The 22,921-nt window shown below is 62.7% G+C and carries 22 protein-coding genes and 1 riboswitch; of the genes, 3 read left to right on the top strand and 19 right to left on the bottom strand.

Features of this window, described 5'->3' with window-relative positions:
* Positions 1 to 86: 86 nt before the first annotated feature.
* The gene (locus tag GNH96_RS07465; RefSeq protein ID WP_169603104.1) at positions 87 to 653 is read left to right on the top strand and encodes a recombinase family protein; all 567 of its coding nucleotides are present in this window, start codon (positions 87 to 89) and stop codon (positions 651 to 653) included.
* 323 nt (positions 654 to 976) lie between these two features.
* On the opposite strand, the gene GNH96_RS07460 is transcribed toward GNH96_RS07465, so the two are convergent.
* Positions 977 to 1,351, bottom strand: a complete 375-nt coding sequence (locus GNH96_RS07460; protein ID WP_169603103.1) for a hypothetical protein — start codon at positions 1,349 to 1,351, stop codon at positions 977 to 979.
* A 445-nt stretch (positions 1,352 to 1,796) separates the two neighbouring features.
* Between GNH96_RS07460 and GNH96_RS07455 the strand changes: the two genes are divergently transcribed.
* Positions 1,797 to 4,256 (top strand): putative bifunctional diguanylate cyclase/phosphodiesterase, encoded by a 2,460-nt coding sequence (locus tag GNH96_RS07455; protein ID WP_169603102.1) that lies wholly within the window; start codon positions 1,797 to 1,799, stop codon positions 4,254 to 4,256.
* 22 nt (positions 4,257 to 4,278) lie between these two features.
* Here the strand turns inward: GNH96_RS07455 and GNH96_RS07450 are convergent, their stop codons facing one another.
* The 12 genes from GNH96_RS07450 to msrB all read right to left on the bottom strand — a co-directional run bounded on the left by GNH96_RS07450 (position 4,279) and on the right by msrB (position 15,027).
* Positions 4,279 to 4,587, bottom strand: coding sequence for a hypothetical protein (locus GNH96_RS07450; RefSeq protein WP_169603101.1), 309 nt, complete (start codon positions 4,585 to 4,587; stop codon positions 4,279 to 4,281).
* A gap of 127 nt (positions 4,588 to 4,714) precedes the next feature.
* Positions 4,715 to 5,215: a phosphatidylglycerophosphatase A family protein gene (locus tag GNH96_RS07445; protein ID WP_169603100.1), complete on the bottom strand. Its 501-nt coding sequence runs from the start codon at positions 5,213 to 5,215 to the stop codon at positions 4,715 to 4,717.
* Positions 5,196 to 6,200, bottom strand: a complete 1,005-nt coding sequence (thiL, locus tag GNH96_RS07440; RefSeq protein WP_407658840.1) for a thiamine-phosphate kinase — start codon at positions 6,198 to 6,200, stop codon at positions 5,196 to 5,198. The genes GNH96_RS07445 and thiL overlap by 20 nt, the downstream gene beginning before the upstream one ends.
* 2 nt (positions 6,201 to 6,202) lie before the next feature.
* Positions 6,203 to 6,799, bottom strand: coding sequence for a transcription antitermination factor NusB (gene nusB / locus GNH96_RS07435; RefSeq protein ID WP_169603099.1), 597 nt, complete (start codon positions 6,797 to 6,799; stop codon positions 6,203 to 6,205).
* Positions 6,796 to 7,275 (bottom strand): 6,7-dimethyl-8-ribityllumazine synthase, encoded by a 480-nt coding sequence (gene ribH, locus GNH96_RS07430; protein ID WP_169603098.1) that lies wholly within the window; start codon positions 7,273 to 7,275, stop codon positions 6,796 to 6,798. The genes nusB and ribH overlap by 4 nt, the downstream gene beginning before the upstream one ends.
* A 12-nt stretch (positions 7,276 to 7,287) precedes the next feature.
* Complete coding sequence (gene ribBA, locus GNH96_RS07425; protein WP_169603097.1) at positions 7,288 to 8,403, bottom strand: bifunctional 3,4-dihydroxy-2-butanone-4-phosphate synthase/GTP cyclohydrolase II; 1,116 nt, start codon at positions 8,401 to 8,403, stop codon at positions 7,288 to 7,290.
* The gene (locus tag GNH96_RS07420) at positions 8,400 to 9,059 is read right to left on the bottom strand and encodes a riboflavin synthase (protein WP_169603096.1); all 660 of its coding nucleotides are present in this window, start codon (positions 9,057 to 9,059) and stop codon (positions 8,400 to 8,402) included. Before GNH96_RS07420 ends, ribBA begins: the two co-directional genes overlap by 4 nt.
* A gap of 29 nt (positions 9,060 to 9,088) precedes the next feature.
* Positions 9,089 to 10,213, bottom strand: coding sequence for a bifunctional diaminohydroxyphosphoribosylaminopyrimidine deaminase/5-amino-6-(5-phosphoribosylamino)uracil reductase RibD (ribD, locus tag GNH96_RS07415; RefSeq protein ID WP_188114796.1), 1,125 nt, complete (start codon positions 10,211 to 10,213; stop codon positions 9,089 to 9,091).
* A gap of 24 nt (positions 10,214 to 10,237) precedes the next feature.
* Positions 10,238 to 10,735, bottom strand: a complete 498-nt coding sequence (gene nrdR / locus GNH96_RS07410) for a transcriptional regulator NrdR (protein ID WP_169603095.1) — start codon at positions 10,733 to 10,735, stop codon at positions 10,238 to 10,240.
* 53 nt (positions 10,736 to 10,788) lie between these two features.
* A complete protein-coding gene (glyA, locus tag GNH96_RS07405) occupies positions 10,789 to 12,045 on the bottom strand; it encodes a serine hydroxymethyltransferase (RefSeq protein ID WP_169603094.1) in 1,257 nt (418 codons plus the stop codon).
* A gap of 169 nt (positions 12,046 to 12,214) precedes the next feature.
* On the bottom strand, positions 12,215 to 14,527 hold the full coding sequence (gene ppk1, locus GNH96_RS07400) for a polyphosphate kinase 1 (protein ID WP_169603093.1): 2,313 nt from the start codon (positions 14,525 to 14,527) through the stop codon (positions 12,215 to 12,217).
* Positions 14,528 to 14,571: 44 nt separating this feature from the next.
* Complete coding sequence (gene msrB / locus GNH96_RS07395) at positions 14,572 to 15,027, bottom strand: peptide-methionine (R)-S-oxide reductase MsrB (protein WP_169603092.1); 456 nt, start codon at positions 15,025 to 15,027, stop codon at positions 14,572 to 14,574.
* A 70-nt stretch (positions 15,028 to 15,097) separates the two neighbouring features.
* A riboswitch (cobalamin riboswitch) is annotated at positions 15,098 to 15,339 on the top strand.
* 140 nt (positions 15,340 to 15,479) lie between these two features.
* Here msrB and GNH96_RS07390 point away from each other — a divergent pair.
* Positions 15,480 to 17,366, top strand: coding sequence for a TonB-dependent receptor plug domain-containing protein (locus GNH96_RS07390; protein ID WP_228720066.1), 1,887 nt, complete (start codon positions 15,480 to 15,482; stop codon positions 17,364 to 17,366).
* Between the two features lie 9 nt (positions 17,367 to 17,375).
* Here GNH96_RS07390 and GNH96_RS07385 read toward each other — a convergent pair whose 3' ends face one another.
* The 6 genes from GNH96_RS07385 to hisD all read right to left on the bottom strand — a co-directional run bounded on the left by GNH96_RS07385 (position 17,376) and on the right by hisD (position 22,920).
* A complete protein-coding gene (locus GNH96_RS07385) occupies positions 17,376 to 17,768 on the bottom strand; it encodes a ClpXP protease specificity-enhancing factor (protein ID WP_169603090.1) in 393 nt (130 codons plus the stop codon).
* Positions 17,765 to 18,418 carry a glutathione S-transferase N-terminal domain-containing protein gene (locus tag GNH96_RS07380; RefSeq protein ID WP_169603089.1) on the bottom strand — a complete coding sequence of 218 codons (654 nt, stop codon included), beginning with the start codon at positions 18,416 to 18,418 and terminating at the stop codon, positions 17,765 to 17,767. The genes GNH96_RS07385 and GNH96_RS07380 overlap by 4 nt, the downstream gene beginning before the upstream one ends.
* A 244-nt stretch (positions 18,419 to 18,662) precedes the next feature.
* Positions 18,663 to 19,385 carry a cytochrome c1 gene (locus GNH96_RS07375; protein ID WP_169603088.1) on the bottom strand — a complete coding sequence of 241 codons (723 nt, stop codon included), beginning with the start codon at positions 19,383 to 19,385 and terminating at the stop codon, positions 18,663 to 18,665.
* Entirely contained in the window at positions 19,382 to 20,761 is a 1,380-nt protein-coding gene (locus tag GNH96_RS07370) for a cytochrome b (protein WP_169603087.1), read from the bottom strand. The genes GNH96_RS07375 and GNH96_RS07370 overlap by 4 nt, the downstream gene beginning before the upstream one ends.
* Entirely contained in the window at positions 20,761 to 21,357 is a 597-nt protein-coding gene (petA, locus tag GNH96_RS07365) for a ubiquinol-cytochrome c reductase iron-sulfur subunit (RefSeq protein ID WP_169603086.1), read from the bottom strand. Before petA ends, GNH96_RS07370 begins: the two co-directional genes overlap by 1 nt.
* A 252-nt stretch (positions 21,358 to 21,609) precedes the next feature.
* A complete protein-coding gene (hisD, locus tag GNH96_RS07360; RefSeq protein WP_169603085.1) occupies positions 21,610 to 22,920 on the bottom strand; it encodes a histidinol dehydrogenase in 1,311 nt (436 codons plus the stop codon).
* Position 22,921 lies beyond the last annotated feature (1 nt).

Below are 22,921 nucleotides of genomic sequence, written 5' to 3'. Positions count from 1 at the left end.
CTTTTGATAGACCGATGGAAACGCTTTTAAAACTTATGATAGACTTATGATCGTGTTCCATTCGTCATTTTTGGGAGGTCGTCATCATGAAACATCAGGTCGTGGGTTACATCCGGGTCAGTTCGGTCGGGCAAAACACGGACCGGCAATTGGCGGGCGTGGCGCTGGATCGGGTCTTTGAGGAGAAGGCAAGCGCGAAGACCGTCACGGCGCGGCCTGTGCTGGCGGAATGCCTGGCCTACGTGCGGGCCGGGGATACGCTGGTCTGCCATTCACTGGACCGGCTGGCGCGGAACACGGCGGAGCTTTTGGGATTGGTCCGGGAGATCACGGGTAAGGGCGTGACGGTCCGGTTTTTGAAGGAGAACCTCACCTTTTCAGGGTCCGACGATGACCCGTTCAAGAATCTGATGCTGAGCATGCTAGCCGCGTTCGGGCAGTTCGAGCGGGAGCTGATCAACGAGCGGCGGCGCGAAGGCGTGGCGGCGGCACGGGCGCGGGGTCGGAAGTTCGGGGCGCCGGCCAAGCTGACCCCGGAGCTGTGCGCGAAGATCGATGAGCTTTTGGCGTCCGGGGCCAGCAAGCGGACGACGGCAAGGGCGGTCGGGATCGGGGAGGCTACGCTGTATAGGTATCTGAATGAAAAGGGCTAGAACACGCCGATGAAAAAACAGGGGGCACATTTGGGGGCATGAAGTTCCATCATAAAGACGCGGTGATAGGCAGAATGCGGCTTACGAGGTACGTTCGATTGTCTCTCTCGCAGAAATGCCGGCTTTTTATTGGGCGCTTCGCATGAGCCTCTCCATCCGTCAATCGACCGGAAGCCGGAAGGCGCGGGAGGGGAACGGCCAGCCATCCTGTCCGTCCCCTGGGTTCCCACCACGGGTTCGGCACAAATCCACAAGCGCGGGTGAAGACCGGACGTTAACGAGACGCTCCGGCACGGGGCGAGTCTGTTTCCCGGAGCTGGCGGTTACCGCTTCACACCGTTGGAAATGCCGCCCGTACCGAAAGTGTTGCTCCACTGCCCCACAAAGGACAGTTTATTCCTGGCAAGTTGCAGATCAAAAGTCGAGCTGCCGCCGCTGAAATCCAGTTGCAGGGAAGCCGCACCATTCCTGTCCACACTGCCGGTTCCGGTAACATCGAATTCGATGTGATGGCCCATGACGCAATGGCCGGTCGCCGATCCCCGAACGATGCTGACTTCACAGCGTCCGGTGTGCTGTTCAGCGAGATTGGACTGGTACATGATCCATGTGCCGTTGAGGTCTGGGGTTTTGCATCCGGCCTGCAGCTGCGCACTGAACAGCGCGGCGGGTCGTGTAGCAAGCAACAGTTTTTTCATCGTCGTAAAGCCTTGTTTTCTTTTTGTCGGGGTCGATCGCCTCATCCACAAGCACAAGGCGGTATCTCTTGCGCGTGATGTCGCGCCCCGTTGCCTTAGCAAATCTCGCGCCCCACCCATCGCTGAGCCATCCGATTGATTTCCGAAGGGGGCGAAAGGAAGGACTTGTGCCTTAGTATGCTGCTATCGCGTCATATGACTCGGTTGATGCGCGATATCGCCTACCTGCATCAGACCAGCAGGTGGCGATACTTGAGCTGGAACATTACTCGCCGAGTGATAAGCTTGTTTTTTTGATGGCCACGACGCTCGAGGACAAATTCGTGACGAAGGTCCCGCTCACGCAAGCGTTATTCCCTCATCCGGGCAGTCCGCGGCATCGCGCCGAGGGCGCCGGCATTCCCACCGCCTCAGACTGAATTGCGGCCAGGAGGACGGAACAGCCATGGCACCGATCACGGTACTGAAGGCTTCCCTGGACTACCTGCCCCATGGCTATTGCTACGCGTGGATTCCGGAGCTGCTCTGGCTGCATGTGATTTCCGACCTGGTCATCGCCGCCGCGTACTATTCGATTTCCATCGCCCTTTTCTATTTCGCGAAACGGCGGCGGGATGTGGTTTTCCGGGGCGTATTTCTCCTGTTCGGATTGTTCATACTGGCCTGCGCGTGCACCCATCTCATGGGAGCATGGACAGTTTGGCACCCCGACTACTGGACGGACGGAGCCATCAAGGCCATCACGGCCGTGCTATCCATCGCCACCGCTGTCCTGGTCTGGCCCCTGATACCACAAGCGCTGCAAATTCCTTCACCGAAACAACTGCTGGAACTCAATCAATATCTGGCCAACGAGGTCGCGGAGCGGAAGCAGGCGGAGGAACGCTTGCGCACACTCATCGATGCGGAACCCGAATGCGTGAAAACGGTGGGGGCCGACGGCACCCTTATAGACATGAACCGGGCGGGACTTCGGATGATCGAGGCCGGCTCGATCGAAGAAGTCCGGGGAAAACCGATATCCGCCTTCGTCGATCCCAACGATCGTGAACGGTTCGAAGCCTTCAGTCGGCGGGTGCTGGCAGGCGAAAGCGGCAAGCTGGAATTCCAGGTCATCGGCCTCAGGGGCGGCCGGCGCTGGCTGGAAACCCACGCGGTACCTTTCTATGGCCCCCCTGGGCGCGCCGAGGCCCTGCTGGCCGTGACTCGCGACATGACCGATCGGAAGCAGGCGGAAGAGGCCGTACGACTGGCCGCAACCGCCTTCGAAACCAGTGAAGCCATCATGATTACCGACGCCGAGGGCATCGTGCAGCGGGTCAACTCGGGCTATACCGCAATCACCGGCTATGCCCCGGAAGAAATCATCGGCACACCGTCCGAATTTTTACGGTTCGGCGCGAATGAAGGCGAAGCGACATCCGCGCAAATCTCGGAAAGTTTGAACGGGACGGGTTGCTGGAAAGGCGAGGTCACGGCCCGGCGCAAGAACGGCGATACCTATCCGGCATGGCTTTCGATCAAGGCCGTGCGGAACGAGGAGAGGGTGCTGACGCACTATGTCGCAACCTTCGTCGACATCAGCGAGCGCAAGCGCGCCCAGCAGGAAATCGAGCAACTGGCTTATTTCGATTCGCTGACGGGACTGCCGAACCGCCGTTTGTTTCTCGAACGGCTGAATCAGGCCGTCGGGGAAAGTCGCATCGACGGGTCCCGCTGTGCGCTGCTGTTCGTCGACCTCGACCGGTTCAAGCATCTCAACGATGCATGCGGCCACACGGTCGGAGACCAGCTGCTGCGCAAAGTTGCCGAACGTCTGACCGAAGGCATCGGCCAGCGCGACATGGTTGCGCGCCTGGGTGGCGACGAGTTCGTGATCCTGCTGGACGGCCTCGATGCCGACATCGAACCCGCATCCCGGCATACCATGGAGGTCGCTGAAAACCTCAGGCTGATGCTGCAGCGGCCCTTTCTTCTCTCCAGCGGACAGCATTACGTCACCGCCAGCATCGGCACGGCAGTGTTTCCTTTCGATACGGGCTCGGCCGACGATCTGCTGAAAGCCGCCGACATGGCCATGTACCAGGCCAAGGCGGCCGGCCGCAATACGGTGAGGGCCTACGCATCGACCATGCAGGCGGCAGCCGAAACCCGCCTGACCCTGGAGAGGGACATGCATGCCGCACTGGAACGCGGAGAGTTCCAGATCTATCTGCAGCCGCAGGTCGATGGCGAAGGCAAGACCGTCGGCGCGGAAGCGCTGCTGCGCTGGCAACATCCCACCGAGGGGCTGCTGCTGCCCGACAAGTTCATCCCCTTGGCCGAAGACACCGGCCTGATTCTGCCGATCGGCGAATGGGTGTTCGAACAAACCTGCAAGGAGAGCGTACGCCTGTCACAGGCGGGACATAAGCTGCGCCTGTCGGCGAACATCAGCCCCCGCCGCTTTCAGCAGCCCGATTTCCTGGAACGGGTCCTGCGCATCCTGAACCGGACGGGGGCCGACCCTCACAGCCTGATTTTCGAAATCACCGAAGGTCTGCTGGTCTCGGACATCGACGATGCCATCGCCAAAATGAGCGCCCTGGAGCAAATCGGCATCCGGTTTTCGGTGGACGATTTCGGCACCGGATACTCCTCGCTGGCCTATCTGAAACGGTTGCCGCTGAGTGAGCTGAAGATTGCGCAAACCTTCGTGGACGACTTGCCGAACGACCCGAATGACGTCATGCTGGTCGAGACGATCCTGTCGATGGCTTACCATTTGAACCTGGAAACCATCGCCGAAGGCGTCGAGACCCGCGAGCAGCTCGCGTTTCTGAAGGAAAGGGGCTGTCAGCGCTTTCAAGGATACTATTTCAGCCCGCCGCTCCCGGCAGCGGAATTTTTCGAGAAATTGGCCTGAATCCGCCCGCCCGTGGCGCAGATCAATCGGCCGGCCGCATCACGGGCGTTTCGACGCCGATCTCGCTCTCGCAGTTCGGGCAGGCATACCAGGTTTCGGCGTCCGAGCCCCAGGCATAGCCTTCGTTTCCATCCTGCTCCATCGGCACGAGCTCCCTGCCCCGCCCCCGCCAGCCGCATTCCGGACACCGGTACATGGACCGCTCCATTTCATCCAGGAAGCGCTGAAACGCGACGAAACTCATCTTGTTCATCGACATGCGCGCGGAACTGATGTGGAAGCGGATTCCCGCGGCTTTGTCGTCGCAGTCCTTGGTGATGCGTCTGGCCATGGCATATTCCCCTTCATTTGTGGATGAGTCGCTGCGGGCAAATTCCGACTGCCTGTGTCGAATAACGTACTCCTTCTCGGATTAACGGGTCAAATCCCCCATCCGCCGAAAAGGCCGGCCTGCGGCGTCAGTGAATGAAGGGCATCACCAGCGGAGATGCCAGGCCATGCAAGACCAGAGAAGACAGCGCGCCGGCGACCACGTCGTCCAGCATGACGCCCCAGCCGCCGCCAGTGCGCCGGTCTATCACCCGGATCGGCCAGGGTTTGACGATATCGAAGAACCTGAAGAGGACAAAACCGAGCAGCACGTTCTGCCATGAGGCTGGAATGCTCCACATCGTGATGAGATAACCGACGACCTCGTCCCATACGATCGCGGGGTGGTCGGCCTGGCCCAACATGCGGCCGCAACGGCCGCAGGCCACCACGCCCAGCCCCAGCAGCAGAGCCATGGCCGTTGCGTAAATCGCCGGAGTGTACCCGGCAAGCAGGAGATAGACCGGAATTGCCGCGAGCGTTCCGAAGGTGCCCGGCGCCCAGGGCGCCAGCCCGGAACCGAATCCCACGGCGATCAGGCACCAGGGATTCTTGAGCATCGGGCGGAACTCAACGCGGCGGCGATTCATCCGTCGTCTCCCGAGACACAAAATGGAGGTAGCCCGACCGCCAAAGCCTTTCAGGCCGGCCGGCGCGCCGAACGCTCAAACCGGAGCCGGCGCGGATCGTGCCGATGCGGCTCACCCGGGTGCCGGTTGCCTCGGCCGCAAGTGTGACCGCGTTCGCCTTCATCGCCGGAGCGGTGAAACACAGTTCGTAGTCGTCACCGGCGACCAAAGGCATCTCCCAGTCGCCGGAATCGGCGACATACCGGCAGACGCCAGCCGACAGCGGCAGATTTTCCCAGTCGACCTCCGCGCCCACCGCACTCTGTTCCAGGATATGCCCCAGGTCCGCCGCCAGTCCGTCCGAGACGTCGATGCACGCGCTGGCGAATTCCGGAAGGCGCAAGCCAAAGCCGACCCTGGGTTCCGGAACGTCCAACCGATCCAGTGCCTCTTCGTCCGAGGCATCATATGCGCCCTGCCGGATCTTCAAGCCCAGGCCGGCCAAACCGAGACCGCCGGTGACGTAAACGGCGTCGCCGGGCTGTGCCCCCGACCGTTTCACCGCCGACCGTCCTGCCGCCGTCCCGAGTGCCTGCACGGTGATGGCCAACGGACCGCGCGTGGTGTCGCCTCCGATCAGTTGGACGCCGTGGCGCTCGGCGAGTCCGAAGAAGCCTTGCGCGAAGGCGGCAATCCATTCGGGATCGTTTTCCGGCAGGGTCAAGGCCAGCAGCGCCCAACGCGGCCTGGCCCCCATGGCGGCCAGATCGCTCAGGTTGACCGCGAGTGCCTTGTGGCCGAGCCTCATCGGGTCTGCATCGGGGAAAAAATGGACGCCGGCGACGAGGGTATCGGTCGTCAGGGCGAGCCGCGTCTCCGCCGCAAAGTTCAGAATCGCGCAATCGTCGCCGATGCCGAGCTCCGTCTCCGGGTGCATCACCCGCTGCCTGGAAAAGAAACGCCGGATGATCTCGAATTCACCCGGCCGCTGCATGGAATCGGGCAATCTCAGCCCCGCCTGCGGGCCGCCATCTCGACCGCCCGGCATTCGTGCGCCACCCGGTCCAGGATGCCATTCACATAGCGGTAGCTCTGGGTGGCGCCGAACTCCTTGGCCAGATTGATGGCCTCGTTCAGGATCACCCGGTAGGGCGTCTCCGGACGGCGCAGAAATTCGTAGCAGCCGATGCGCAGAATCGCCCGCTCCACAGGATCGACCTCTTCGATCGGGCGATCGATGAATTTCGCCAGCTCGGCATCCAGCAAGGGCAGGTTGTTCGCCACGCCGTGCAAGAGCTCCTTGAAATAGCCGACCTGGACGTCCGGCACGTGGCATTTGCTGACCCGCTGCTCCAGCGTCTCGTCCTCCGCCTCGCCCTCGCCGGCTTCTTGCGAGCGGCCGAATTTTTCCAGCAGTTCCTCGAGCTGGTCCCGCTCAGCCGGACTCAATTCCAAACCGTTGGCGTGACGCCGATACAGCGACTTGGTGAGCTGCAGCTCTTCGACGAACTGGCGTTCGATTTCCGGAAGGCTGTCCCTCGCCAGTTGCCACTGGTAAACGGCTTGTACGGCGGCACGGCGCGCCAGCGTCCGCGTCAGGCTCATTCAGCCCCCAGCTGCCGTAGCAGATTGACCATTTCGATGGCGGACAGCGCGGCTTCCGCACCCTTGTTGCCGGCCTTCGTGCCGGCCCGTTCCACCGCCTGCTCGATCGTGTCCACCGTGAGCACCCCGAAGGCGACCGGCAGGCCATGCTGCAGGGAGACGCTCGCCAAGCCTTTGACGCATTCGCCGGCGACGTAATCGAAATGCGGAGTCGCGCCCCTGATGACCGCACCCAGCGCGATGATTGCATCGTAACGGCCGGAATCGGCGATCTTCTTGACCGCCAGCGGCAGCTCGTAAGCCCCCGGCGTCTTGGCGATGCAGATGTCCTCCCGGCGGGCGCCATGGCGCACCAGGGTGTCGATCGCGCCGCTGACCAGGTGGTCCACGATGAAACTGTTGAAGCGCGAAGCGGCGATGCAGACGCGCAGTCCTTCGGCGTTCATGCCGCCTTCGAAAGTCTTGATATGAGCCATGTCGGTTCCCGATCAGTCGGTTGTCACGTAATCCACGACTTCCAGCCCGTAGCCGGAAAGTCCCAAATATTTCTTCTGCGCGCCCAGAACCCGCAACTTGTGCACGCCCAGGTCGGCGAGGATCTGTGCGCCGGTGCCGGTGGTGCGCCAGTCGACCCCGGGATCCTCGCGTTGGCCGATGTCCACGCCGTGGTCTTCCATTTGGTAGTGGTGGATGCGTTCGACCAGGCAGCGGTCGTCTTCCTCGTTGCGGATCACGACCAGAACGCCCCGCCCCTCGTCCGCGATCCGCTTCATCGCCGCGCGCAGCGATATGCCGACATCGCCCCGCCGCACGCCGAACAGGTCGGTCAGCAGGTTGCGGCCGTGCACCCGGACCAGCACCGGCCCCTCGCCGGCAATGTCGCCCAGCGTAAGCGCGAGGTGCAGCTTGTTATCCAGGCGGTCCTGGTAGGCATAGAGGTGGAAGCGGGCGTATTCGGTCGGGAATTCGCATTCGCAGATGCGCTCCACCGTCTGTTCGTTCTGCATCCGGTAGTGGATCAGATCGGCGATGGTGCCGATCTTGAGGCCGTGGACCGCCGCGAACTGTTCCAGATCCACGCGCCGCGCCATCGAGCCGTCCTCGTTGAGGATCTCCACGATCACCGCTGCCGGCACCAAGCCGGCCAAGCGCGCCAGATCGCAGCCCGCCTCGGTGTGGCCGGCGCGATTGAGCACCCCGCCGGGCTGCGCCATGAGCGGGAAAATATGGCCCGGCTGAACCAAGTCTTCGGGCTTGGCATCCACGGCCACGGCGCACTGGATGGTGCGGGCGCGGTCGCCGGCCGAAATGCCGGTGGTCACGCCGCTTGCGGCCTCGATCGACACCGTGAAGTTGGTCGAATGCGGCGTCCGGTTCTCGTTCACCATCAACGGCAACCGCAATTGCTGGCAGCGCTCGCGGGTCAGCGTCAGGCAGATCAGACCGCGGCCGTAGCGCGCCATGAAATTGATGTCCTCGGGCCGCACGTGAGCGGCCGCCATGACGAGGTCGCCTTCGTTTTCCCGGTCCTCGTCGTCCATGATGACGACCATCCGGCCCTGGCGGATGTCTTCGATGATTTCTTCGATCGTGTTTAATGTCATTCTGCGATGAATCCATGGCCGCGCAACGATTCGCGCGTCAGTGAACCGGCCGGCCGCGCGGCGGCGTCGCCCAGCATCAGCCGTTCCAGGTACCGCGCCAGCAGGTCGACTTCGAGATTGACCCGCCTGCCGGCGCATGTTTCTCCCAGTGTCGTTTCCGCCAAGGTGTGGGGCACGACGTTGACGTCGAAGGCGCAGCCATCGACGCGGTTGACCGTCAGGCTGACACCGTCGATGCAGATCGAGCCCTTCTCGGCGATGTATTTCGCCAAGTTCGCAGGCGCATCGATGCGGAACCTGACCGACCGTCCATCCTGGACTCGTGAACCGACGACGCCGACGCCGTCGACATGGCCGCTGACGATATGCCCGCCCAGGCGGGCGGCGGGCGTCAGCGCCAGCTCCAGATTGAGCGCCGCCCCGGCCTCCAGCTCACCCAGCGTGGTACGGGACAGCGTCTCGCGGGATACGTCGGCGCTGAAATGGCCGCTGCCGTATTCGATCACGGTCAGGCAGATGCCGTTGACGGCGATGCTGTCACCCCGCCTCACCTCGGCCATCGCCAGCTTGCCCGCAGCGACGGTCAGACGGCAGTCGCCTCCCTGCAACTCCTTGCGCTGAAGCTGCCCTTTGGCTTGTATTATGCCTGTAAACATGCCTTGAAAGTTCTCCGGAGCCGGTGGCTTCAAGCGCTCGGACGGAGGATCAGCCGCATGTCCTTGCCGACCCGCCGCACGTCCGAGATCGCCAGTTCCGGGCGGTCGGCCATCTCGGTCAGGCCCGGCAGGTGGAACAGGCCACGCGCCTGGTCCCCGAGAATGCAAGGCGCGATATAGACGTGCCATTCATCGACCACCCCGGCCGCAAGCAATGCGCCGTTCAAGGTCGCGCCGGCTTCGAACAGCACCTCGTTGAACTCCAGGCGTCCCAGCGCCCGCACCACGGCCGACACGGCAGGCCTTCCCGTTGCATCGGCTTCGACCTCCAGTATCTCGACGCCGGCATCGGTCAGGGATTGCCGGGCCCCAGCGTCGGCCTCCGTGGTTATCACCAGCACCCGGCCGGGCTGCCGGAAAACCCGCGCGCATGCCGGCGCTTGCAAGCGGCTGTCAACAATCACTCTCGCCGGCTGCTCCAGATCGGTAGCTTCAGCCAGGCGAGCGGTGAGGAAGGGATCGTCGGCGCGCACTGTACCGATGCCGGTAACGATGGCGGAGCTGCGCGCCCTCAAACGATGGACGTCACATCGCGCCGCCTCTCCCGTGATCCATTTGCTCTCGCCGGATGCCAGTGCGGTCCGCCCATCGAGACTCATGGCCAGCTTGCTCCTGACGAATGGTAGTCCCGAACGCATGCGCTTGATGAAGCCCGGATTCAGGCGCTCCGCTTCCTTCTCCAGCAAGCCGCGGGAGACCTCGATGCCGGCCTGCCGCAATCGTTCGAGCCCCTTCCCCGCCACTCGCGGATTGGGGTCCTGCATGGCCGCGACCACACGCGCCACGCCGGCCTCGATCAAACGCCCGGCGCACGGAGGGGTCCGGCCGTGATGCGAGCAGGGCTCAAGCGTGACATAGGCCGTAGCGCCCTTGGCCCGCTCACCGGCATTCCGCAGAGCCACGATCTCGGCATGCGGGCCGCCGGCGCGCTGGTGCCAGCCCTCGCCGACGACTTGGTTCCCGTGCACAAGGACACAGCCGACCCGAGGGTTGGGATCGGTGGTATACAAGCCCTTTTCGGCGAGACGCAGGGCACGCGCCATGAAGCGAAAATCGTCGGCGTTCCAGCTTGCGGTGTCGGTGGAGGGGGTCATCGAAAACGGCAGGGTATGCCTGTTTCAGGCATCGAAAGCGTCGGACTGCCTGCGAGCGGCCTCGGAATCGGGCTCGTTTTCCAGGCGGTCGATCACTTCGCGGAACTGGTTGACGTCCTCGAACCGGCGATAGACCGAGGCGAAGCGGACATAGGCCACGTCGTCGAGCTGGCTCAGCTCGTTCATCACGTACTCACCGACCAGACGCGACTGCACCTCACGCTCACCGGTCGCCAGCAGGCGTTTCTTGATGCGGGTGATCGCGGCCTCCACCCGATCGCTGGGCACGGGGCGTTTCTCCAGGGCGCGCAGCATGCCGGCGCGCAGCTTCTCTTCCCGGAACGGCTGCCGGCTGCCGTCCGACTTCACCACCCTGGGCATGTTGAGTTCAGCCGCTTCGTAAGTAGTGAAGCGCTCCTTGCACTCGCCGCACTCGCGGCGGCGGCGCACCTGGTCTCCCTCCTGCGACAGCCGGGAATCCACAACTCGCGTATCTTGAGCACCGCAGAAAGGACACCGCACGGGCGAACTTCACCCCTCACAATGTGCAAGCTTCCGGCGAATGGCCCCCACCTTCAGTTGGCATAGACCGGGAAACGCCGGCACAGATGAGTGACCTCGCCGCGCACCTGGCCGATGACTGCTTCGTCTTCGGGATTGTCCATGACCTCGCACATCCAGCCCGCCAGCAGGCGGCATTCCTCGATCCCGAAGCCGCGCGTGGTCACCGCGGGCGTCCCCACCCGGATCCCGCTGGTCACGAACGGAGACTGCGGATCGTTCGGCACCGCATTCTTGTTGACGGTGATATGCGCCCTGCCCAGTGCTTCCTCCGCCAGCTTGCCGGTCAGGCCTTTTTCGATCAGATCGACCAGGAACAGATGATTTCGGGTGCCGCCCGATACGATGCGATAGCCCCGTTCGATGAAGGTCTTCGCCATGGCGTCGGCATTCTCCATCACCGCAGCCTGGTAATGCTTGAAATCCGGCTGCAGGGCCTCCTTCAACGCCACCGCCTTCGCCGCGATCACATGCATCAGAGGCCCGCCCTGGATGCCGGGAAAGACCAGGGAGTTGAGCTTCTTCTCGACCTCCGGGTTGGCTTTCGCCAGGATCAGGCCGCCGCGCGGGCCGCGGAGCGTCTTGTGGGTCGTGGTCGTCGTCACGTCGGCGATAGCCACCGGGCTCGGGTACAGGCCGGCCGCGATCAGGCCCGCGACATGGGCCATGTCGACCATCAGCCAAGCCCCGATGGCGTCGGCGATGGCGCGGAAACGCTGCCAGTCGACCACCTGGGAATAGGCGGAAAAACCGGCCACGATCATCTTCGGCCGGTGTTCCTGAGCCAAGGCCTCGACCTGTTCGTAATCGATCTCGCCGGTCGCGGGATTCAGGCCGTACTGGACCGAGTTGTAGATTTTGCCGGAAAAATTGACCTTCGCCCCATGGGTCAGATGCCCGCCATGAGCCAGGCTCATGCCCAGCACGGTGTCGCCCGGGTTCAGCAAAGCCATGTAGGCGGCGGCATTGGCCTGCGAGCCCGAATGCGGCTGGACGTTGGCGTAATCGGCTCCGAACAGCTGTTTGGCGCGCTCGATGGCCAGGGTCTCCACCACGTCGACGTATTCGCAGCCGCCGTAATAGCGCTTGCCGGGGTAGCCTTCGGCGTACTTGTTGGTCAGCACCGTCCCTTGCGCCTGCATCACCCGCGGGCTGGCATAGTTCTCCGAAGCGATCAGCTCGATGTGGTCCTCCTGTCTGCGTTCTTCGTCCTGGATCGCAGACCAGAGTTCATCGTCGAATCCGGCAATCTCCATACCCTTGCTGAACATGGGAACCTAAACCTCTCCGTCGGGGTGAAAAAATGCGCTGTGGCGACGCGATATTGAACGTGGAAGTTTACACTGATTGGCCGCTCCCTTCCAAACACGCTCGGGTGGACGGGCTCGAGCCCGCGACCAGGGCCCGTCGCGGACTCCAAGCCCCGCTCAGGCGACGAATTCAAACCATCTTCTTGAGCGCCTCCAGCAGCTCTGCCTGCGCGTCGCAGTGCCGGGTGTCGTGCACCCGCTCGTAGCTTCCGTCGGAACGCAGTTGCCAAGCTTGGCAGTCATCCTTCAGGTAAAGTTCCAGATCGTTCCGTATCCGCTCGGCGAGCTTCTTGTTCTCGATGGGAAAACAGGTTTCCACCCGGCGGAACATGTTGCGGGCCATGAAGTCCGCGCTGGCCGCATACACTTCAGGCTCCCCGCCGTTCTCGAAACAATACACCCGGCTGTGCTCCAGGAATCGTCCGACGATGGAACGCACTTCGATGTTCTCGGAGACGCCGGGAATGCCCGGTCTCAGACAGCAGATGCCGCGCACGATCAGCCTGACCGGGACCCCGGCGCTCGATGCGCGGTAAAGGGCGCGGATCAGCTTGGGCTCGACCAGGGAGTTGATCTTGATGACGATCCGCGCCGGCCGGCCTTCCCGGACGTGCTCGATTTCGCGCTCGATCTTGCGGATCAGCGTCTTGTGGAGGGTGAAGGGCGATTGCAGCAACTTGTGCAGCTTGCCCATCTTTCCCAGGCTGGTGAGCTGGACGAACACCCTCTGCACGTCCTCGCCCAGCGCCTTGTCGGAGGTCATCAGGCTGTAGTCGGTGTAAAGGCGGGCCGTGCGGGGATGATAGTTGCCGGTCCCGAGGTGGGTGTAATACCTCAGCGTCCGCCCTTCCCTGCGCAGGATCAGCAGGATCTTGGCGTGGGTCTTGTAGCCGACGATGCCATACACCACCTGCACACCGGCCTCCTGCAGGCGGGTGGCCAAGGATATGTTGGCGCGCTCGTCGAAGCGCGCCAGCAGTTCCACGACCACGGTCACTTCCTTGCCGGCCCGCGCGGCGCGCGCCAGTGCATCGACGATGGGCGAATCCGGTCCGGTCCGGTACAGCGTCTGTTTGATGGCGACGACCTGCGGATCGTCGGCGGCCTGGCGGATCAGGTCGATGACCGGGATGAAGGACTCGTAAGGATGGTGCAGCAGGATGTCCTGCCGGCGCAAAACCTCGAAGAAGTCCTGGTGCCCTGTGAGCTGCGCCGGCCAGCCCGGTGTGAAGGGCGGATATTTGAGGTCCGGCCGGTCGACCAGGTCGTAGATCTCGCGGGTCCGGCTCAGGTTGACCGGACCGTCCACCCGGTACAGGCGGTCCTCGCCGAGGCCGAACTGGCTCAGCAGGAACTCGATCACCGCGTCCGGGCAGTTGTCGGCCACTTCCAGCCGCACCTCGTCGCCATAATTGCGGCTCGCCAGCTCGCCTTCGACCGCCTGCAGCAGGTCGTCGATTTCTTCCTCGTCCAGGAACAGATCGCTGTTGCGGGTCACCCGGAACTGGTAGCACCCTTTGACTTTCATGCCGTGGAAGAGGTCGTCGACAAAGGCGTGGATGATGGACGACAGGAACACGAAATCGTGCGGCCGGCCGCCGGTCGTGCTCTTCGGCAACTGGATGATGCGCGGCAGCGCCCTCGGTGCCTGGAGGATGGCGAGATGGATGTTGCGACCGAAAGCGTCCTTCCCCGCGAGGGAGATGATGAAATTGAGGGCCTTGTTGAGCGGGCGCGGAAACGGATGGGTCGGATCCAGCCCGATCGGGCTGAGGATCGGCGCGAGCTCTTCTTCGAAATATCGGCGCAACCATTTGTGCTGGGCATCGGTCCAGTCGGAACGGCGGATGAAGCGGATACCTTCGGCTTCCAGCGCGGGCAACAGCTCCTGATTGAGCACACGGTACTGTTCGGCGACCAGTTCGTGGACGCGTTCGCTGATGGCGGAAAGGACTTCCTGCGGCATCATGCTGTCCGGGTCGGTCTGGGCCGCCCCGAGTTCGGATTTTTGAAGCAGCCCGGCGACTCTGATTTCGAAGAACTCGTCCATGTTGGAACAGGAGATGCTCAGAAAATTGAGCCGTTCGAGCAGCGGCGTCCGGGGGTCCTTGGCCTGGTCGAGCACCCGGCGGTTGAATTCCAGCAGGCTGAGTTCCCGGTTCAGGAAACACCGGGAATCATCCAGCCCTACGCCCTCCAGTGAAACCTCCGCTACTTCGGCCGCACCGGCAGATGCGATCGCTTCTTCGCGCCCTGTTTCCATGTCGCCGACCATGAACTTGGCCGCCCTGACCATGCGCTGGGCTTTCTGCCGGCTGAGGCCGGGGATCTTGGTGAGCCGGCCGACGTCGGCATCGGCCAGCTCCTCGACCGAAAAAATCCCGTGCTCCGCCAGCATGATCCGTGTCGACTTGCTGATACCTTTGACTTTACTGATGACCAAGCGACCTCCCACCTTATCCTCGTTTTCGCGTTCCACGATGTCCATCATTCGAAAAGCGTCAGATACTCCTCGTAGCCGGCCTCGGCCAACTCTTCTTTGGGGATGAAACGCAATGCGCCGGAATTGATGCAATAGCGCTTGCCGGTAGGCTCCGGACCGTCGTCGAAAACGTGCCCAAGATGAGAGTCCGCATGCCTGCTGCGCACTTCGGTCCGGGTCATCAGCAGGGAGCGGTCGGCGAGAGTGACGATGTGGTCGGGCTCCAGCGGCCGGGTGAAGCTGGGCCATCCCGTCCCCGAATCGAATTTGTCGCGCGAGCTGAACAGCGGTTCACCCGACACGATGTCTACATAGATGCCCTCCCGGTGATCGTTCCAGTAGGGATTGTCGAACGGCCGCTCGGTTCCGTTTTCCCGGCAGATTGCATACTGTTCCGGGCTCAGCCGGCCCTTCAGTTCTTCCTCTGTCGGCTGCTTGAAGCGCTTCTCGTCCCAGCCCATAAGCCTGTCTCCAAATAAATCTCTTAAATAATCAATTATTAACCATTGGCGCTCCGGCTTCCATACGCTAAAATTCGCGCCCTTCACAGGTGTCGACCGGCACAAAAGACCGGTCGGTGAAACGGGAAGCCGGTGCGGATACCTTATCCCAATCCGGCGCTGCCCCCGCAACGGTGATTGAGCCGGAACGTTCCCTGCAACCGTTCCGAGGCGGATTCATGACGCCACTGCGCGAACGCGCGGGAAGGCAGAAAACCGCCGGCGAACACGCCTCTCATCAGCCCGGAGACCGGCCTGCGATGATTTGAAGACCCCGCGGAGGGCGAGGGTCGCACCCTGCTTTGCCGTCCGCCCGATGCTCACCCGGCGATGCGGCTGCGGCCGGCTGGCGACCTCCGTGGAATCATTAACGCCATGCGGGTGTGCATGGCCATCCCATGCAGAGGTCCATCGTGAAATCCCGGCTTTTCCGCCTTTCCCTGACGGCGCTCGGCGCCGCCCTTTCCTTCGACATATCGGCCATCGACAGCGACCCCGAGGAACTGGACACCGTCGTGGTCACGGCCACCCGCACCGAGACGCCGAGCCGGCAGGTCGGCAGCTCCGTCACCGTCCTGACCGCCGAGGACATCAAGGAGCGCGGCATCTATTCGGTCGACCAGATCCTGCGTATCGTTCCCGGCCTCGACGTGGCCCAGAGTGGCGGTCCGGGACGCGAGACATCGGTTTTCCTGCGCGGCGCCAACTCGGGCCAGACCATCGTCCTGATCGACTGGACCGAGATGAACGACCCCTCTTCGGCCAACGCCGGGTTCGACTTCGCCAACCTGACCGTCGACAACATCGAGCGCATCGAAATCCTGCGCGGCGCGGCCAGTTCGGTATACGGGTCCGAAGCCATCGGCGGGGTGATCAACATCATTACCAAGAAGGGCACCGGCAAACCGAGGCTGAAAGCCAGCGTCGACGGCGGCAGTTACGACACCTGGCGGGTCATGGGCGACGTCGCCGGCGGCGACCCCGGCCTGAACTACAGCCTCACCGCCAGCCACCGCGAAGTCCGCGGCTTTTCCGCCGCCGACCAGCATTTCGGCGCCACCGAGCGCGACGGCTACCGCAACACCACCGTCAGCACCCGCGTCGGCGGCAAGCCTGCCGACAACCTGGAGCTGGGATGGAGCCTCCGCTACGACGACGGCTTCACCAAGCTGGACAACTACGATTTCCTGCTCAGGCGCCCGGTCGACGATCCCAATTTCACGGGCAACACCCACGAGCTCTATACCCGCGGCTTCGGCACCCTCAAGCTGTTCGACAGCCTGTGGGAACAGACGGCCGGCATGGCCTACACCCGCGTCGACCGCCAGTACGACAACGCGGCCAATCCGGGCGACCCCTTCCCTTTCCGTGCGGCCTACCTGGGCGAAAAGATCAAGGGCAACTGGCTCAACACGCTCCGCCCCCACGAGACCAATACGGTCTCTTTCGGCATCGATGACGAGGAGGACACCATGACCATCATGGAGCCGTCGCAATTCGTCAAAAGCTACAACACCCTCGGCTATTTTCTCGAAGATCAGATCAATCCCGCCGACTGGTGGTCTACCACGGCGAACGTGCGCCACGACCATAATAACTTCGTTGGCGGCCGAACGACCTGGAGGGTCAGCCAGGTCTGGACCACTCCGCACATCGAAACGAGACTGAAGGCCAACTACGGAACCGGCTTCAAGGTACCCGCCCTCGCCCAGCTCTACGACCCCTTGTACAACACGGGAAACCCGGACCTGAGACCGGAAACCAGCACCAACTGGGACGTCGGCATCGAACAGCCGTTCTGGGGGCTGCTGAGGGGCAACGCCGGCATCGTGTACTTCAACAACCGGTTCAACAACCTGATCCAGTTCGATCCGGTCACGTTCCGCATGGAAAACATCAGCAACGCCACTGCCGAAGGCGTGGAAACCTATGTCGAACTGAATCCGCTGAGCGGCCTGGATCTGCGGGGAACCTATACCTACATGGACAGCCGGGACAAGGACACCGGAAACCCCCTGTACCAGAGGGCTCGCGACAAGGGGGCATTCGACCTCAACTACCGTTTCGACAACGGCGCCAACGTCCACGCGAACATCGTGATGGTCGGCCAGCGGCTTAGCACGGGTAATCGGATAGCAGCCGGTTACGTCATCCTTAACCTTGCGGCATCCTATGAAGTCAGCGACAAGCTGTCGCTGTGGACGCGGGTGGATAACGCACTCAACAAGTGGTACGAAGAGGTCTACGGCTACGGGGCCACCGGGGCCGCGGCTTACGGCGGCCTGACCCTGACCTATTAGCGGGAAGCCTTATTTCACCACACGCAGGGCCGGCCGCTTTTTCTGCGCCGGCTCCTGCGGTTCCGGCGCCGGCGGAGGTTCACCGCCGGGTCCTTCCTCCTGGTCGAACACCATGCCCTGGCCATTTTCACGGGCATACAGTGCCATGACGGCCGACACCGGAATGTGGACGTGGGTGGGCGCGCCGCCGAAACGGGCGCTGAAGGTCACCTCGCTGTTGTTCATGTCCAGACGCTGCACGGCCTCGGGACGGAGGTTGAGCACGATGCGCCCATCCTGTACGTATTGCCGCGGCACGTCTACCGCGGGCGCTTCGGCATCGACCAGCAGATACGGCGTGAAATCATTGTCGACCAGCCAGCCGTACACCGCTCGTATAAGGTAAGGCTTGAGTGGAATCATGCATCTTCCGGTGCAGCGTGGGCTGGCGCGGCGAACTCCCGCTCCTCTTCGCTCAGGCTCGCCTGAAACGAATGGCGCTCGAACAGCCGCGCCCCATAGGCTTTGATCGCATCGGCCTGCCGCGGCAGCCCGATGCCCAGCATCGGCAGCCGCCACAGCAGCGGCGCCAGCGAACAATCGACCAGGCAGAATTCATCGCTCAGGAAATAGGGCTTCGCGGCAAACACGGGCGCCGCCGCGAGCAGGCTCTCCCGCAGCTGCTTCCTGGCCTTCTGGCTCCTGCCCTCCGGCGCATGTTCGATTTCCTCCAACAGGCTGTACCAGTCATGCTCGACCCGATGCACGAGCAGGCGAGCCCTGGCCCGCGAAACCGGATCCATGGGATGCAGCGGAGGGTGGGGAAAACGCTCGTCGAGATATTCCATGATAATGCGGGAATCGTAGAGCACCAGATCCCGGTCGACGAGAGTCGGCATGGTGCCGTAAGGATTCAGCTCGACCAGATCCTCGGGAGGGTTGCCCATATCGACATATTCGATATCCGCGGAAATTCCTTTTTCATGCAGTACGATCCGCGTGCGATGACTGTACGCGCAGGTCGGAGAACAATACAGAGTCATCACGGATTTTCGACTGGCCGCTGTTGCCACGTATCACACCTCTTTCATGTCGTGATCACGCCCGGAATCCCCTTCCTTATCATGTCCAACCGCGAACTGGCGGGCCGTCTCTGCGAGAGCGGGAAACATTCGAGAAAGCCACCCGTCGGGCGTTTCTACACGCCGGAGGACAGTCTGGGACGCTCGGCCCAAATGCATCAAACCCTTGCGCTGAACCGGACGGATCGGGGGGTCTTGGCGCGCCGCGATCCGTTCGGATTGTATCATGTTCGCCTCAGGCGATGTCTTTCCAGTACTCCCGCTTGAGCCGATAGAGCACGACCATCAGCACGATCAGCAGCGCGATCGCATACTTGCCGATGCGCAGCCGGTCCAATTGGGCGGGCTCGGCGGCATAAACCAGGAAATTGACCAGATCGGCCACCACCGCGTCGAACTCCTCGGGCGACAATGCGCCTGGAGTGACACGTTTCAACCCGACGATGGCCTCCACCCCGCCGCCCTTCTTGACGACCGGCCGCTGGGCGCCCTGCAGGGAAGCGAATACGTTCGGCATGGCGACCTGACGAAAGAAGGCGTTGTCCACGCCGGTCGGCCGTGAAGGGTCCAGATAGAAACCCCGCAAATAACTGTAAATCCAGTCCGGATGGCGCGAACGCGCGATGAGGGAAAGGTCGGGCGGAGCGACTCCGAACCAGCCTTCCGCATCGGCGGCGCGCATGGCGCTGAGCATACTGTCCTGCGGCTTGGCCTGGCCCCGCAGGAAATCCCGCTCCAGGGCCTGCTGCTCCAGCTTGAGGTCGTGCGCCATCCGCGAATAGCGCAGGTGCTTGAGGGAGTGGCAGCCCTGGCAGTAGTTCGCGTACGTCACCGCGCCCCGCCTGAGCGACTCCTTGTCGAAGACGTCGATGTCGACGTCCTCCAACGGCATGACGCTTTCCACGGCCAACGCGCTGCCGGCCACCAAAGTCAGAAAAAATCCGCCGATTCGTCTCATTTTTTGATTCCGCTAAATTCCCTGGCTTTTTCCAAGCAAGCGGCGACCTGCGTGCCAGCCCTTTGGTACCATTTGGAATTCTCCGCCGCGGCGATGCCCCGCCGCACCCACTCCCAAACGATACCCTCGCGTTTTTCCAGCGGGATCACAGCCTCGGTCAGACGCTCCGGCAGAGGCCTGACTCGATCCTTCAGGCTGTACCACGGCATCAACAGGAAAAAGGCGAAGTAGTTGAGCGAGAAAAACCGGGCCAGGAACGTGGTGGTGGGCGTCACCGGCTTGGTCCCCAGGATGCCGAGCCCGAGGAAGCTCAGGACGAACAGGGTCAGGGCGGTCTTGTAATAGGCACCCCGGTACCGGATCGAGCGCACTTGGCAGCGGTCCAGCCACGGCAGTCCGAACAGCAACACGATCGACGCCCCCATGGCGATGACACCGCCGAGCTTGTCCGGCACCGACCGCAGGATCGAGTAGAACGGAGTGAAATACCAGACCGGCGCGATATGCTCGGGCGTCTTCATCGGATCGGCCGGCTCAAAATTGGGATGCTCCAGAAAATAACCTCCCATCTCCGGCGCGTAGAACACGACCAGTGCGAACAGGACCACGAACACCGCCATGGCATACAGATCCTTGACCGTGTAATAAGGATGGAGAGGGATGCCGTCCAGGGGAATGCCGTTGGCATCTTTCTTCTCCTTGATCTCGATGCCGTCCGGATTACCCGATCCCGAGGTATGCAATGCGGCCAGATGCAGCACGACCAGCATCACGATGGCCAGCGGAATCGCTACGACGTGCAGCGCGAAGAAGCGGGTCAGCGTGGCATCCGCCACCACGTAGTCGCCCCGGACCCAGGTGGCGAGATCCTCGCCGATCACCGGAATGGCTCCGAACAGCGAAATGATCACCTGCGCGCCCCAATACGACATCTGGCCCCAAGGCAGCAGATAGCCCATGAAGGCCTCGGCCATCAGCAGGAGGAAAATCACCATGCCGAACAGCCAGAGCAGTTCGCGGGGCTTCTTGAACGATCCGTAGAACAGCGCCCGGAACATGTGCAGATAGATCACGATGAAGAACGCCGAGGCACCGGTCGAATGCATGTAGCGCAGCAGCCAGCCCCATTTGACGTCGCGCATGATGTATTCGATCGAGTCGAAAGCGAGGCCCGCATCCGGCTTGTAGTGCATCGCCAGGAAGATGCCGGTGACGATCTGATTGATCAGCACGAACAGGGCGAGCGAGCCGAAGAAATAGAGGACATTGAAATTCTTCGGCGCGTAATATTGGGTCAGGTGGTCGCGGACGAAGGCGCTCACCGGGAGGCGCTGATCCACCCAATCCATCACGGCTTTCATTCTTTCGTTGGACATCAGGCCTCCTCGTCGCCGGCGACCCCGATCAGGATACGGGTGTCGCTGAGATATTTGTAGGGTGGGATGTCCAGATTCTTGGGCGCCGGAACCCCTTTGAATACGCGGCCGGCCAGATCGAAGCGCGAGCCGTGGCAGGGGCAGAAGAAACCGCCGGGCCAGTCAGGACCCAGATCGGCCGGAGCCACTTCCGGACGGAACGTCGGGGCACAGCCCAGATGGGTGCAGACGCCGACAGCCACGAAAACTTCGGGCTTCAAGGCCCGAACGGGATTGGTCGCCGCCTTAGGCTGATCGGACTCCTTGGACAGGGGATCGCGCAGCACGTCTTCGTCCAGTGTGGCCAAACGGTCGAGCTCCTCTCGAGTCCGGCGCAATACCCATACCGGCTTGCCGCGCCAGAGCACCCGAATGAGCTGGCCCGGCTCGAGTTTGCTGATATCGACATCGACCGGCGCGCCGGCGGCCTGGGCCTTGGCGCTGGGCTGCATGGAGCCGACGAACGGCACGGCGACCATGCCGGCGCTGACGGCACCGATCATGGTTGCGGCTTGTGTCAGGAACCGGCGCTTCTCTGAATCGACGCCTTCTGTCATCGTGAAATTTCTCCAGCGGTGGTCGGAAGGAGTTTTACTCCCGTTTGGAAACAATCCATTTCGAAACCCTCCTTATTGTTTGGCCGCCGATTGTGTTGCATAGTCGTCAATGCGGTCAAGCCAAACCGCGCAATTGTAGCACGCACGCGGGTTCCAGCTCGTGAAGGCAGTTCCCCGCGTTTGTCATTCGGGAAAATGTCCGGCCGCGGTTTCGCCGTCGAAACCGCCTGTGAGCGGGCCGGCAGCGGCTGCCTAGCGGTGCCTGATCCGGTATTCGGCCGAACGGGCGTGCGCTCCCAGCCCTTCTCCCCATGCCAGCAGCGAAGCGGTGCGACCCAGTTGGTCTGCGCCGTCTGCCGAACAGTAGATCAGACTGGAACGCTTCTGGAAGTCGTACACGCCCAGCGGAGACGAGAAGCGCGCCGTGCCCGAGGTCGGCAGAACGTGATTGGGACCGGCGCAGTAATCGCCGAGCGCCTCCGCGGTGTAGCGCCCCATGAAGATGGCGCCGGCATTGCGGATCGAACGCACCAGAATCTCCGGGTTCTCCACCGAAAGCTCCAGATGCTCCGGCGCGATGCGGTTCGCGACCGCCGCCGCTTGTTCCAGATCCTCGACCAGGATCATGCCGCCGCGCCGTTCCAGCGACACACGGATGACCTCGGCCCGCTCCATGCCGGGCAGCAGGCGCTCGATGCTGGCCTGTACCGAATCCAGGTGCGCCGCATCGGGACTGATCAGGATGGATTGGGCGTCCTCGTCGTGCTCCGCCTGCGAAAACAGGTCCATGGCGATCCAGTCCGGATCCGTCCGCCCATCCGAAATCACCAGGATTTCCGAAGGGCCAGCGACCATGTCGATGCCGACCTGGCCGAACACCAGTTTCTTGGCCGTCGCCACGTAGATATTGCCGGGGCCGACGATCTTGTCGACCCGCGGGACCGTCTCCGTGCCATAGGCCAAAGCCGCGACGGCCTGCGCACCGCCGATGCGGAATACCCGGTCCACGCCCGATATATAGGCGGCGGCCAGCACCAGGGCGTTCAGCTCGCCCCGGGGCGCCGGCACCACCATGACGAGTTCCGGCACGCCGGCCACCTTGGCGGGAACCGCGTTCATCAGCACCGAGGAAGGATACGCGGCCTTGCCGCCAGGCACGTACAGGCCGACCCGGTCGAGCGGCGTGATCTGTTGGCCCAGCAGAGTGCCGTCGGCTTCACGGTAGTCCCAGGATTCGAGCTTTTGCCGCTCGGCATAGGCCCGGATGCGCTCCGCCGCTTCCCGCAGGGCCTCGGCCTGTTCGGGGGGAAGGGCCTGCCAGGCCGCTTCCAGCGCATCGCGCGGAAGTTCGAGCGCCCCGGCGTCGTCCACGACGAAATTGTCGAAGCGCGACGTAAGCTCCACCAGGGCCGCATCGCCTTCGCGGCGGATGCGGCCGATGATCTCGATCACGCGCTGATGGATATCGGCATCCTCGCTCTCGTTCCAGGCCAGCAGCCGGTCCAATTGCGAGGCGAAATCCGCATCCGCGGTGTCAAGCCGTTTGATTTTTACTTCTGTCATA

This window comes from Methylococcus geothermalis (assembly GCF_012769535.1).
Taxonomy (GTDB): Bacteria; Pseudomonadota; Gammaproteobacteria; order Methylococcales; family Methylococcaceae; genus Methylococcus; species Methylococcus geothermalis.
Note: the sequence above shows the minus strand (reverse complement) of the source record. Positions and strands in the feature narration are given on the sequence as shown.